General features: G+C 60.2%; 7 protein-coding genes. 2 read left to right on the forward strand and 5 right to left on the reverse strand.

Translation table 11 applies throughout. The annotated features are described in order from the left end of the window. Positions 1-1,407 carry a UDP-glucose dehydrogenase family protein gene (locus ACVWXZ_RS06265; protein ID WP_457482297.1) on the reverse strand — a complete coding sequence of 469 codons (1,407 nt, stop codon included), beginning with the start codon at positions 1,405-1,407 and terminating at the stop codon, positions 1-3. 136 nt (positions 1,408-1,543) lie between these two features. Between ACVWXZ_RS06265 and ACVWXZ_RS06270 the strand changes: the two genes are divergently transcribed. Then, a complete protein-coding gene (locus ACVWXZ_RS06270) occupies positions 1,544-2,449 on the forward strand; it encodes a cation diffusion facilitator family transporter (protein ID WP_457482298.1) in 906 nt (301 codons plus the stop codon). A gap of 253 nt (positions 2,450-2,702) precedes the next feature. Here ACVWXZ_RS06270 and ACVWXZ_RS06275 read toward each other — a convergent pair whose 3' ends face one another. Further along, complete coding sequence (locus ACVWXZ_RS06275; protein ID WP_457482299.1) at positions 2,703-3,956, reverse strand: metallophosphoesterase family protein; 1,254 nt, start codon at positions 3,954-3,956, stop codon at positions 2,703-2,705. A gap of 114 nt (positions 3,957-4,070) precedes the next feature. On the opposite strand from ACVWXZ_RS06275, the gene upp reads away from it, so the two are divergent. After that, positions 4,071-4,706, forward strand: a complete 636-nt coding sequence (gene upp, locus ACVWXZ_RS06280) for a uracil phosphoribosyltransferase (RefSeq protein WP_457393862.1) — start codon at positions 4,071-4,073, stop codon at positions 4,704-4,706. A 72-nt stretch (positions 4,707-4,778) separates the two neighbouring features. Here the strand turns inward: upp and ACVWXZ_RS06285 are convergent, their stop codons facing one another. The 3 genes from ACVWXZ_RS06285 to ACVWXZ_RS06295 all read right to left on the reverse strand — a co-directional run bounded on the left by ACVWXZ_RS06285 (position 4,779) and on the right by ACVWXZ_RS06295 (position 13,684). After that, positions 4,779-10,190 (reverse strand): response regulator, encoded by a 5,412-nt coding sequence (locus ACVWXZ_RS06285; protein WP_457482300.1) that lies wholly within the window; start codon positions 10,188-10,190, stop codon positions 4,779-4,781. A gap of 191 nt (positions 10,191-10,381) precedes the next feature. Beyond that, entirely contained in the window at positions 10,382-12,874 is a 2,493-nt protein-coding gene (locus tag ACVWXZ_RS06290) for a methyl-accepting chemotaxis protein (RefSeq protein ID WP_457482301.1), read from the reverse strand. 291 nt (positions 12,875-13,165) lie between these two features. Continuing rightward, positions 13,166-13,684, reverse strand: coding sequence for a CheW domain-containing protein (locus tag ACVWXZ_RS06295; RefSeq protein ID WP_457440606.1), 519 nt, complete (start codon positions 13,682-13,684; stop codon positions 13,166-13,168). Between the last annotated feature and the right edge of the window lie 112 nt (positions 13,685-13,796).

The raw sequence follows: 13,796 nt of genomic DNA on the forward strand, positions 1-13,796 counted from the left end.
CTACCAGCCCACTCCGATGAGGGTTATGCCCGCCTGCCGCACCGCCTCCCGATCCAGACAGTTACGGCCATCGATGAGCAAGGGCCGCCGCATCAGCTCTGCAATTCGTCGGTAATCCAGCGACAAAAACTCCGGCCACTCCGTCACCAACACCAGGGCATCGCAGTCCTGGGCCAGGCGAAACACATCCGTTTCCACCACCACATGGGCTAGCCCCTCCCGCATCCCTGAAGCGGACACAACGGGATCATACGCCTTCACCTTTGCCCCAAGGCGGTGGAGCTGCTCGATTAAGGTCAGGGAAGGGGCATCCCGCAGGTCGTCGGTGTGGGGTTTAAACGTCAGACCCAGTAGGCCAATGGTTTTTCCCTTGAGCACCTTGAGGGCCTGCTGCAGCTTTTCCACCAGGCGCTGCCGCTGTTCTCGGTTAACCTCCACCGTGGCCTGCAACAGCTTGGCCTCATAGCCATAGTCAGCAGCGGTTTGGATAAGAGCCGCCAGATCTTTGGGGAAGCAGCTTCCGCCCCACCCTATGCCAGCGTTGAGAAAGGCGCGGCCAATGCGCCTATCTAGGCCGATCCCTTCCGCCACCTGGGTGATGTCGGCGCCGGTGCGCTCGCAGATGTTGGCCATTTCGTTGATGAAGCTAATCTTGGTGGCCAGGAAGGCGTTGGCGGCATACTTGATCATTTCGGCAGAAGCCAGGTCGGTCACCAGCAAAGGCACGGGATCCCCTTGCAGGCCCTGCTGGCGGTTGAGGATGGGTTCATACAGCTGCCGCATGATTTCAATGGCGCGGGGGCTGTTGGAGCCAATCACAATGCGATCCGGGTAGAAGGTATCTTGGATGGCACTGCCCTCCCGTAGGAACTCGGGGTTGCTCACCACGTCAAACTGCGGCGTCCAAGGGGAGAGCTCTAAGGTGAGAGATCTGGCCTCAGGATCCCTCCCCACTTCTCGGCTGCTCAGCCGCTGCTTGGCAGCTTCGGCGGCCCCGTCCAAAATGAGCATGCGCACCCAGTCCCCAGAGCCAATGGGCACAGTGGATTTGTTGACAATGACTCGATAGTGCTCGTCCAGATGCTGGCCAATTTCCCGCGCCACTGCTTCCACGTAGCGCAGATCGGGATCCCCGCTGGGCAGGGCCGGGGTGCCCACGGCAATAAACACCACCTCGCTGGCCTGGATCCCAAGGCCCAGATCGGTACTAAAGTGCAGCCGACCCGCCGCAGTTCCCTCCCGCACCAGCTCTTCCAGGCCGGGCTCGTAGATGGGCAGGCGACCCCGCTGCAGCCCTTCAATCTTAGCGGGGTTGTTGTCCACACAGATAACGCTATTTCCTAGGTGAGCCAGGCAAGCCCCTGTTACCAGGCCCACATAGCCAGCGCCTACCACAGCAACGTGCATACTCAGAGTTCGCTCCCCAATCGGCGGCCACTTGACTAAGCCTTAGCAGCTTGCTTTTAGGGTACCCTCCCTTACCCCTATTGAGGTCGGTGACAAAAGTAGAACAGGATATCTGTGGATCCCCGCCCGAGCTGCAGTGAGCTTTCTGGATTCTGCTGCCATAGCCAGCCGCCGCCAGCGCCAAGTGCAGAGGGTGCTGTACGTCACGCTAGGGCTAAATGTCCTGGTGTTTCTGATCAAGTTAATCCTGGGGCTGACGACGGGATCCCTGAGCCTCATTGCCGATGCCCTGCACAGCTCCACCGACAGCGCCAGCAACATTTTGGGCTTGGTGGCCATGCGCTTTTCTTCGCCAGAGCCCGATGACGACCATCCCTACGGCCATCGCAAGTTTGAAGCCATTGGAGCGCTGGGGATCGCCGCCTTTTTGGGGATGGCCAGCCTGGAGATCCTGCGCACAGCCGTGGAGCGGTTTTGGGAGCCCCAGCCCCACCTGCAGATCGATGAGCTGACCTTGGGGATGATGGTGGGCGTGCTGGGCATTAATGTCTTTGTCACCCTCTACGAGCACCGCTGGGGCAAAGCTCTGTCCAGCTCGCTGCTGTTGGCCGATGCGCGCCATACCCTCAGCGACGTTGGGGTGACGCTGACGGTGTTGCTGGGGTTGGCCGGCATGCATTATTGGGGGATCCCTTGGTTGGATCAAGCCCTGGCTTTGCCGGTGGCGCTGCTGGTGCTCCGAAGCGGCTGGGAAGTGCTGCAGGAGAATCTTCCCTACCTCACCGACCGGGTGGCGATCCCCTCTGAGGCCCTGCGGGATCTGATCCTGAGCGTGCCAGGCGTGCTCGACTGCCATGACATCACTTCCCGCGGCATCCCCGGGGAGATAGTCTTTATCGAGATGCACCTGGTGGTGGAGCCACAGGACATTGAGTCCGCCCACCGCCTCACTGAGGAAGTCGAACACCTCCTGCAAGGGCGCTACGGGCCGGCGCGGATCCTCATCCACCTGGAGCCCCGCTCCCATATCGAACAACCCTAGCGAGAGCTTGCCACCTGCCAACAGATGACCCAGCCAAGGCTCAGGGATCCCGATGTTTCCAGAAGAACACTAAAACGGTTCCCTGCATCTCAAGAAATGCCCATTCTTTTGTAGAATCCGTTCCGCAACGCATAGTCATTTATCTCACCGTCAAGGTGAAACAAAGGACCGGTTGCTTCCTGCTAAGGCCTCCGGCCCGCTAGTGCGAGCAGTTGAAATAGATGGTAATAAAAACCACGACTGCTATCAGCCCTCAACGCCTTGTGCACAAGAAGCTTTTAGGCTCTAAAACCGCCTCCTCTCCCTTTGGACTTTTTTGCGATCCCTGGCAAATGGATCTTGCATTCCTTGCCCTGCTTGGGTTTGCCAGGGGTGGCGTTCCCCCTTGGGGGGGATCCTTAGAAACTGGAAAAGAGAAAATCGAAATCAAACGAAACTGGGCCTGGTTATCAGGCGGGCAGCGAAAACAACGGCTGAAACGCTCCAGAAATCGGCCTGCTGGCTGGGGAAAGTCTGGGAAAGTGAGGTCTGGATCCCCGGCAGCCACCGCTGCCCAAAAGTAGCGCAATTGTGGGGCCAAGGCTTGTGCCTGTTCCAAAGGCAAATTCAGCGGTGCGGAGGTTAAAAACTTAACCACCGCTGGTTCGCTGCGCTGGGCCATCCACTCCCGGGAGAACGCTTGCAAATCGGGCCAATCGGGCAGGGATCCCACCCGGTAGCTCTGGATATGGACTTGGATTCCGGTCTCTCGATCCGACCGGATCTCGACAAGGCGGTAGGGGTGGGGAAAGCTGACCAAAGAGCCGGTGGTAATGTCGTAAACCCCCCCTCGTCGGGCGATGTGCTGGATGTGCAGATGTCCGGTGAACACCAGTTGCACCCCATAAGCTTGCAGCAGCCGCCGCAACTGAGAGGCATTCTCCAGCATGTAGCGACGCCCCCAGGGATGGAGAGACTGGCCGCGCAGATGCTCGACCACATTATGGTGCACCATCAGCAGCACCAGCTCTTCCTCGGCTGCCGCCAATTCTTTCTCCAGCCAGGTCAGTTGTTCTGGGGTTAGACACCCCACCAATTGACCCTGAGCATCAAAATGGTTGGAATTGAGGCCGATCAAACGGATCCCTGGCCGCAGAACCCGGCTGTAATCCAAAGACTGCCCATCCTCGTAGCCAAAAGCTCGGTAGTAGCGGGGAAAATCCGCCAAACCAATAGAGCGCCCGCTGGCCTCGGGCTGGGGCACATCGTGGTTGCCGGGCACCACAAAAGCCGGAAAGGGCAGCCGAGCCAGCCGCTCTGCCAGCCATGCATGGTTTTCCGGCTCCCCATGCTGGGTCAGATCCCCCGGCAACAGCAGAAAATCCAGAGGCAACTGCACCAGATGCTGCAAAACCTGTTCCAGAGCCGGGATGCTCACCTCTACCAGGTGAAATCGGCTGGGGTGATCCCAAAGGGTGGAAGGGAGGGTGACGTGGGGATCGCTCACCACAGCAAAGCGGATCTGCACGGATTACTCCCCTTGACAACAGCAAGCAGATAGAGCCTTCGGCCCACCGGGGGGACAAGCGCTTCTGCTATTCTGGCATCCATCACGGGATCCCGATTATCTCAGGAGCACAGCATGGTGGCCCAGGTGATTACCATCGATCACCCTCTGGTGCAGCACAAGCTCAGCCTCATGCGCCGTGTTGAAACTACAACCGCCGACTTCCGAGCGCTGATGCGGGAGATCAGCCTCTTGATGGCCTACGAGGTGACCCGCGATCTGCCCCTCAAGCTACAGCCCATTCAAACCCCGATGGCCCCAATGTTGGCGCCGATGTTGGCGGCAGAGAAAAAGTTGGTGCTTGTCTCCATCCTGCGGGCCGGCCAAGGGCTCCTCGACGGCATGCTGGAGCTGATCCCATCAGCACGGGTGGGGCATATCGGCCTATATCGGGATCCCCATACCCTGATCCCCATCGAGTACTACTTCAAGGTGCCCACCGATATCGAAGATCGTGAGGTGCTGGTGGTGGATCCAATGTTGGCCACCGGCCATTCGGCAGCAGCGGCTGTGGCACGCCTACGCCAAACTCGACCCAAGTCGATCCGCTTCATCTGCCTGGTGGCCGCCCCAGAAGGGATCCGATATTTCCACGAACAGAACCCAGATGTGCCAATCTATACCGCTGCTGTAGACGATGGCCTAGACGAGCACGGCTACATCCTCCCCGGCCTAGGAGATGCAGGGGATCGCCTGTTCGGCACCCGCTGATGGGAGAGTGCCATGCCTACAGCACCCTATGTTGCTGCGCCACACTGAACGGGAACCGCACCGCTGTCGCGATTAGGAAGTTGGGTTGGGCGCCAACAACTGTTCCCCCCTCAACATGCGGGCAGCAGCGCTGAGCAGCTCCTCTTCCAGATAGGGCTTGGTGAAGTAGGCAGTTGCTCCCAGCTCCCGTGCTGTTTGCCGGTGCCGTTCTGCCCCCCGCGAGGTGAGCATGGCAACCGGAAGATGCTTGAAGTTGCTGTCTTCTCGCAGGCGGGTGAGCAGCTCTAGGCCGTCCATGCGCGGCATCTCGATGTCGCAGAAGATAAGGTCGCAGGGCAGGCCGCCGCGCAGCTTTTCCCAGGCATCCTGGCCATCCCGCGCCTGTTCCACCCGGTAGCCCACCTTCTGGAAAGACATTGAGAGCAGCTCCCGAACGGTAATCGAGTCGTCCACGATCAGCACCGTGGTCTGGCGCACCTCTTCTGGGGTTGGCTCCTCATCCCGGTGATCCAGCCAGAAGCGGTTGAGATCCCGACGGCGACCGTGGGCTATGTCCACCAGCTCGATGATGTCGGCAATCGGCAGGACCCGCCCGTTCCCCAACACCGTTGCCCCAGAAATGCCCAGTGGCTTGGGCACAGGCCCGCGCAGTTGCTTGATCACGATTTCCTGCTCTTCCACGAAGCTGTCCACCTGCAGGGCAACATACTGGCCGGCACTTTGCAGGATGACAATGGGAATAATGCCCTCATCCTGGGTGATGCTGTACACCTCGGAACGGCTGCGGCTGTGGCTGCGGCTGTAGGCCAGCAGATTTGAGAGGGGCTGGAAGTGAAGACGCTGATCCCGCCAGAGAATCGAGGGCCGCCCCTGCTCATCCGGCTGAACTTCGTCGGCAGGAACATCCAGCATCTCCTCCACGCCATCCAGGGGGAAGGCGATCAGGGCTTTGTCGCTGACACACACCATGGCCTTGGAGATGCTCAGGGTGAGGGGGAGGCGGATGGTAAAGGTGGTTCCTTTGCCCCGCACAGAATCCACTTGGATACTGCCGCGCAGATCGGTGATGTTGCGGCGCACCACATCCAAGCCAACCCCCCGCCCGGCCAGATCGTCCACTTCGCTGGCCTCGCGAACGCTGAAGCCGGGGTGGAAGAGAACGTTGAACACTTCGTCTTCGTCGGCTTGCTCCGACAGCAGCCCCAGCCTTTGGGCCTTGGCCTTGACCTTCTCCACCGGGATCCCGGCGCCATCGTCCGAGACGATGATGATGGTTTGGTTGCCCTGATAGAAGGCCTTGACGGTGATCTTGCCCTCAGGGGGCTTGCCCGCCCGCCGCCGCTCCTCAGGGGTCTCGATCCCGTGTACCAGGGCGTTGTTCACCAGGTGGGTCATGGGGTCATAGAGCTCCTCCAGGATGGCCTTGTCGATGAGCGTGTCACGGCCTTCCACCACCAGGCTGGCCTGCTTGCCCGTTTTGATGGAGAGATCCCGAATGGCGCGGGGCAACCGATCGGCAACTTGCGAGAAGGGCACCATGCGCGCCCGGTTCAGGCCCTCTTGCAGTTGGGTGGTCACCTGGCGAAATTGGCGGGTAATCTGCTCGGCCTCATCCACGGCAAACTCGATGTCGGAGGAGGACTCGCGCACCCGCACGATGAGCTCAATGATCTCCTGGGCCAGAGCGTGGAAGGCCGTAAACTGATCCATCTCCAGCTTGTCGAACTCTTGGCCGGAGGAATGACTCCGCCTTCCTCGGCTGGATCCCTCCCCATTTCGACCGAAGCCCACCGTTACCGTGCCGCCATAGGCTGAGCTGCTGCGGCTGGAGAACAAAGCCGATTCCAGCAAGGAGCGGTCATACTGATCCCGCATGCGCTGGCCCAGATCCCCTAGCTGTTGCACACGGCCCAACAGGCCATCCAGAAACTGGCGCAGACGGGTTTGGTTTTGCTCCATGCTGTTGCGGATGACCACCAACTCTCCCACCAGGTTGTTGATGGAGTCGAGGTGGCGCACCTCCACCCGCATCACAGGGTTGCTGAGGGCAGCAGTTCGCCGTGAAGTCGGCCCAGTTGCCGCCGGGGCAGCTGCTGCTGGGGTGGGGGTTGCTGGAGCAGCAGCAGGTGCTTGGGCAGGAACCTCGAGATCGCCCAGGAGCGATTCCAGCTGGGCTGCAAAGTCGTCAGCAGCCTCGCCGCTCGCGGCTGCAGGGGATCCCACAAGGGGGGCGATAGCCTTTTCTAGCTCAGGGGTTACCGCCGGCTCGGCAGCGTCGAAGAGGGCGGCCAAATCGTCCAAACGGGGAGCCGGAGCAGCTTCCAGCGCCTCTTCCTCTGGGGTCTCGGCCTCGCCAACAGGAACGGCTAAGGATTCATCCTCTGCAAACAGGCTGGCCAACTGGCTTTCCAGATCGTCCTCCGCAGGCTGGAGGGCATTTTCTTCCTCCAGTGCGGCAACCGGCGGCTCTGGCTCAGACACGGGCACTTCCGCCAGGCTGCTCGCTTGCAAAGCTTCTGTGTCCTCCAGGAAGGTGGCAAGATCCAAGGGGGGTTCTTCTTGGGGCGCTTCCCCTTCTGCAAAGAACTGGCTCAACTCATCCAGATCCACCTGGCTGTCGCTATCCATGGCCGAGAGGGATCCCCTGGCCCCCAGGCTCAGTTCTTCTGGGTCGGATTCCTGGGTGAATAGGGCATCGAGATGGTCGAAGGAGAGCTCGGGGGAAGGGGCGACTGCCTCCTCAGCCGTGGGTTGCAGCTCCGCGAAAGACTCCTCCTGCACCGGGAACAGATCCTCCAGAAGCGCCCACTCTTGGGCTTCTGCTGTGTCCCCAGCTGCTGATTGGGTCAGGGGGATGGAGTCCCCATCGGACGCCTCCTCGAGGGTCTCGCCGGCGAAGAGATCCCCTAGGCTCAGCTCGGCTCCGAAGTCTGGAATTGGCGATTCCCTCGGCTCGTTGGCCATGTCGGGCGACGTGGGGAAGGGTTCGCCGATAAAGAGATCCCCCAGTTGCTCAGCTTCGGCAGCATCAGCCTCAGCGATGTCCAGGGATGGGCCAAAAGAGGGATCCAAAAATACGGAAGGTTCACTTGCTTCCGGCATCGACCAAGCCGGATCGGCTTCTGCCGCAGGGGTGGAAAAAAAGCTCTCCAGGCTGTCTTCGGCAGTATCGAAGGCAGCAGAGTCGGCGAACTCTGAGGATCCCACCTCGTCGGATCCCGACTCTGCCAGATAATCTGCTGGGATGGAAAAATCCTCTAGCTGGATATCTGCGGGAAATTCAGCCCAAAGGTCTGCTGCGATTTCCCCGTCCTCAAGGGCTTCCTGAAGGGGTGGGGACGGTTCAGCCGCCCAAGGATCGGCCTCCGGCTCACCAGCGGGAACGGCCTCCAAGTCCGGAAGCTGAGACCCTTCCTGCCGGAAAGCACTCTCTACGGGAAGTTCCTCCAGCTCAAATAGGGCCTCTACCCCGGCACTTGCGGCTTCGTCTGGGACAAAGCCGGATCCCTCGCCCATTTCCGCAGCAACGCTCTGGGCAGTCGGCTCCTGTTCAGCATCCCAGGCAGGCTCAGCAGAGACAAACCCCTCTGCCCCTTCACCCACCACTTCGGCAAACAGCTCCGCCAGATCGGCCTCAGCTCTCTCCTCATCCAACCTTGGGCTCAGATCCTCAAAGGTCTGCAAGAGGGGCTCAGGAGAGGAGGGGATCAGCTCCGTTGGGAATTCTTCAATATCGGATAGCGCTTCTGCGTTGGCAAACAGCTCGTCAAAGGCTGAGGTGGCTTCTTCCTCCAGATCCAAGGGAGTGGCATAGAGCTCCGCTCCGCTAACGCGACCGAAGTCGTCCGCAACAGAGGCCAAGTCAGCTCCCTGCCCGTCCTCTTCTGGGCTTTCTGCCGGCACGGCAGCTGTCCTCCAGTCTTCCTCCCAAGCCGCTTCGGCTCGGATCCCTGGCCAACTCAGATCCAGATCCCCCTCTTCCGCGGGAGCAGATCGGTGCTCTGAATCTGTTCCCGCCAGCGGGACGGAGTCCTCAGCAGTGCCCACTTCCCATAGGGATGAGAGCTGTTCCGCCGCCAGATCTCCGCTTGCCTCTGCGCTCTCCTGCTCCGGCGACAGGGCAGCTCCGGGCTCATCCTCTTGAAAGGATGTCTCAGCGAGGGTTACCGCTTCCCAGCTCAGATCGGGGGTAGCGCTTTCCTCCGCAGGGATCCCAGCAGCCGCAGCCCAATCCTCTGGGGCACCCCCAGGTTCTGGGAATGACGGCTCTGCCTCAGACCCCCAAGCCAGACCAAGGTCGAAGGGCTCAGGGACTTCTGGCTCTTCAGGGGCTGCCGGAACAGGGCGGAAAGCCAGCAACTCAGCCGAGGGTCGGATGGCGTTTGCCGCTCCGCCGGCCAGAGCCTGGTGGGCTTGCTTCAGATCTCGCAGCACCGGCAGGGCCAACTGCCGCAAATCCTGGCTGGGATCCGCCAAAATCTCGCCCACCAAGCGGGTCAAGTCTGTCCAGCCTCCCAGTTCCAGAGCCGAAGATTGCCCCAAATCCTGCAAAGATTGGGCCAGAGCTTGCAGAGCCGGTCGAGTGGCCGGGTCGTCAGGACGTTTGAACAGCTCCAGCATCTGGCGCAGCAGGGCCGGGATCTGCTGATGCACCACCACCTCAAGAGGATCCGGTGGGGCAGGGGGAGCGGCAGGGCGAGCCAATTGTTGCAGTTCTGAAGAAGGGGCAACCTGTTCGGCCTTGCCGTCTAGGATGAGCTGCTGTCCCTGCTTCAAATCCCGCAGGGCGACCAAAGCCAGAGCACGCAGGTCGGCATCGGGGTTGCCCAGGGCTTGCTCGAAAGTTTCCGTCAACTGTTGCCAGCCCGCCAGATGATGAACTTGTCCGATCTCCTTGAGAACGGCATTCGCCGCTGCCAAGCGCTCTCGGACATCTGGCTGATCCCGTTGTTTAAACAGCTCCAGCATCTGGCGCAACTGCTGCGGCACCACCTCCGCCATGTCCTGCTGCAGGGTGCGAACCGCCGGCGGCGAGACGGGAGCTGAGACAGGGCCCTCGCCGAGAAGATTTTGAATGTGCCTTTCGGTCTCTTGAAAAACCGGCTCCAATTCCGCCAGGGTGGTGTTGCTGACTTCCTGGGTGAGGCCGCGGGGGCTCTGCAGCTCCTCCAACAACATCGAAAGCCCATCAAAGGCCCGCAGCAGCAGGGTTTCCAGGTGCTGATCGACGGGCACTCCGCCTGGACGGGAGCGAAAGATGTTGAAAAAATCTTCCATGCGGTGGGCCGTCCGTTGGATGCTGGTGAGGCCCAGCATGGCAGCTCCCCCCTTGATGGAGTGAGCAGCTCGAAACAGCTCGTTGATCAGCTCGGGATCGCTCATGCTGTCCCGCAGGCTGAGGAGCACTTGTTCGATTGTTGCCAAGTGGTCGCGGGCTTCTTCGATGAAATAACTGAGGATCCGCTTTTGTGCTTCTTCATTCATGGCAGGAGGCCCTTCCTACAGCCCACAGGTATGCATCAGTAATAGCAGACCGGACAGATTGAGGCTCGCCTGAGCGAAGAGTCCGGCCAAAAGTCGGAACAGGGGGATCCCGGTGCCATTTGCTAAGGATCGATAACGTCTCCTGCATGGGGATCCTTGTCCCTAGAATGCCCTCAAAACAGCAGATTTGCTCATTCATCCCCAACCCGGAAGCGACCGACAGAAGTTTGCAACTCGCGGGCGATGCTCACCAACTGTTGGAGCGAAGCTGCCACCTTCTGCGCCTCCTTAGAGGTCTCGTTGGCGGTCAACTCCACCGATTGCATCACCTGCGCCACAGAGCGAGAGGTTTCCGTTTGTTGCACGGTGGCCTGAGAGATCGCCCGCACCAACTCGTCGATCCGGCGACTGACCTCGATAATCTCGTCCAGGCTGTTCTTGGCCTGCTCGGCCCGCCGCGTCCCCTCGATCACCAGTTGGGTGCCTTCTTCCATAGCCGTCATCACGTTGCCGGTTTCCGATTGAATCTGCAACACGATCTGCTCGATCTCCTTCGAGGCTTTGGCAGCTCGGTCGGCCAGTTGTCGCACCTCATCGGCCACGATGGCAAAGCCCCGTCCCGATTCCCCGGCTCGTGCCGCCTCGATGCTGGCGTTGAGGGCAAGCAGGTTGGTGCGCGAGGCAATTTGAGAGATCAAAGCCACAATTTTGGAAATTTCCTGCGAGGATTCCGCCAATCGCTTCACTTTGCGGGTGGTTTCTGCCACGGTTTCGCGAATTTCCAGGATGCCACTTACCGTGCGATCCACAGCTTCTCCACCCCGAGCGGCTGCTTCTGTGGCTTGGGCAGTCACGTTGGCCGCTTCGCGGGCGTTGCTGGCCACCTCTTGAATGGAGTCCGTCATCTCCTGAATGGAGTTGAGGGAGTTGGAAATCTCCTCCGCCTGGCGCAAGGCGTCGGCAGAGAGGCTGCGGGCAAAGTCCTCGTTCTGCAAGGCGGCATCGTTCACGGCGGCGGCGGCCCGCTTCACCTGGCTGACAATGTCTCGCAGACTGCGAATGGTCAGGTTAAAGGAGTCGGCCACAGCCCCCAGCACGTCGGCAGTCACCTCTGCCCGCACCGTCAGGTCTCCACGGGCAGCCCCTTCCACGTCGTCCAGCAGGCGAATCACCTGGCGCTGTAGGTCTTCCTTAGCTTGCCCTTGCTCGGCAGCCCGCTGGCTCAGTTCGGCGAAGTTGGCTTCAAGGGCAGCCGCCATCTGGTTAAAGCTGTCGGCCAAGCGCCCCAGCTCATCGTGGGTGTTGGCTGTGGCTCGTACTGAATAATTCCCCTGGGCCAAGGCGGCAAAGTGGCCGGCCAGCTCTTGGGCAGTGGAGCGAATTTGTTTGGCACTCCTGGCCCCGAGGATAACCCCTGCTCCTGTGCCGATCACCCCACCTCCAATCACCCCGGCAATCAAGCGAGCTCCCCCATTGGCCTGGATCCCAAGGCCAATCGCCAAGCCGGCAGCCAAACTCACAGCTCCTTGGATAAGCGCTATGGCCAATTGCCGATCCCCAATCGGTCGGTTGGCGATCCCAGCAGAGGTTCTTGCCCCTTGTTCACCTACACTAAGAATAGGGAGGGAGGCCGTGGGCAGCAGAACTTGGGCCGCTCCGCTGCCGGTCTCCGCCATTGGGCTCATCCCCCCAATCGCCCCCTCATCTGGGCGGAAGGCCCCCACCGGCTCGCCGCCATCCATGCCGGCAAGTTCGCGATCCAGGCTGTCTAGCTCGTCAAGCTCGAAGAGGGCAGAGCCGGGACTGGCAGTATCTTCGTCGGGAGCAGGGATCGGCTCACTCATGGGGGCAGCCAATTCGGTCGGCAGGCTTTCTTCCAGGGATCCCCCCTCCTCTTCCTCAAAACCAGGCAGGGAGAAGCCCATCTCATCGGGAAAATCGGCATCGCCGGCCAACTGCGTAATGGAGTCGAAGTCGCCTTCTAGGGCTTCCAGATGCTCTCGATCGAACTCGTTGAGGAAGGCAAAGTCATCTTCGACCACCGGATCGGTTTGAGGCCCGCCCTCTTCCGAGCCTACCCGTCGCGAGGTGGCCGGTGGTGTTACCCGAGAATGGGTCGGCATCGGGTGAGATAAACCCAGCGGATCAGCCTCCGGCATTTGCAGCCCGGTCTCCAAGGGATCCCTGAATCTCTCTTCCCCCATGAAATCGCTGCCAAGGCTGTCTGCCTCCAGTGGAAAGGGATCCTGAGCAAAGGGATCCGCCTCCTCTTCCCCCATCTCCTCGAACTGCAAGAAGGGATCGGGAGCAGAGAAAGCCTCTTCCGAAAAGGCATCCGACCCAGGTGCAAACTCATCTGGAGAGCGAAACTCGTCCGCTTCTGGGGAATCGGGAAGATCCGCCAGCTCCGGTGCCATTTGCAACAGCTCTTCTAGACCCTTCCGGGCCGACTCCAGCTCATCGGGATCACTGGCTGTTTGTAAAATGGTGTTGTAGGTTTGGCGAGCTTCCAACAACTGCCCAGCTTGTTTTTGTGCCAAAGCCAGCAGCAGCTTGACAGCAGTATCTTGCGGTTCAGCAGCGGCCACTTGGTTGAACAACCGCACCGCCCGGACGTAGTCTCCCTGCCAAAAGGCGGCCATCGCATCGGTGTAGTCTCTCTGACTGTTCGCGCTCGGAACCATGGATCCTCCCTTCACTGCTTGCCTACCTCTGTTCACGCGTCAACACAGATGCAAACGGAACGCCCCCAACACCTCAAAACCCCATGGATGCAGGCTATCCCCCCTTTTCCACATTCAGTCAAGCAAGAGTGGGCCTTTCTGCCGCCGTCTCAGGGCTTACCCTCAACAGCCTCGACACGCATCGGTAGGGGATAGATTTGGTCCAACTTTCCCCATTGTGGCTGGAGTTAGCTTGGATCTTTGATAGGAACTATACACTTTCCTCCCGCTGAGCTCCCAGGGGGCCGTCTGTCAACCCCAACGATTGGATCGCAGGATGGCCGACTGATCCAGCAATGGCAAGCGCGATCCCGTTCCGGGCACCACCCATTCCCCTCGCAAAAAAGGAGCCATGGACTCAGGAGCCGTGAGGGCAGGCCGCACCAATTCAGTCTTCAGCCACTCCATGCCTACAATTAAATCCACAGCCAAGCCCATGAGCAAATCCTGTTGATCCATCACGGCCACCACAGGAATCTCGGCTCGGTCGATGTTCAGGGGCGGGCTGATCCCCAAAAATTGCCCCAGGTCTGCAACCCAGATGATCTCGCCCCGCAAATTCAGCGTGCCCAGCAAAACTGGGGCCACATTGGGCATGGGGGTGATTTTCTCTGGGCCAATGCTCACCACCTCCACAACCGATACCGCTGGCAGCGCAAATTCCTCCCCGGTGGCAATCTTGAACTTTAGGAATAGCTCACCTTCGGGAGCCTCCATCTCCCGCAACTCTTGGGTCTCATCCCCCATCAATAAATCCAGATCCCCCAGCATGATGCTCCCCCGCATGGATAGTCTTGTGGACTGTTGATCCCGCCCCCCTCCCTGCTTAAAACGCAGAGTCGTTCTCAGGACCTACCGAAAGGCGTGGAAGCAGAAGGGGCAG

It is taken from the genome of Thermostichus sp. MS-CIW-38 (assembly GCF_054058415.1).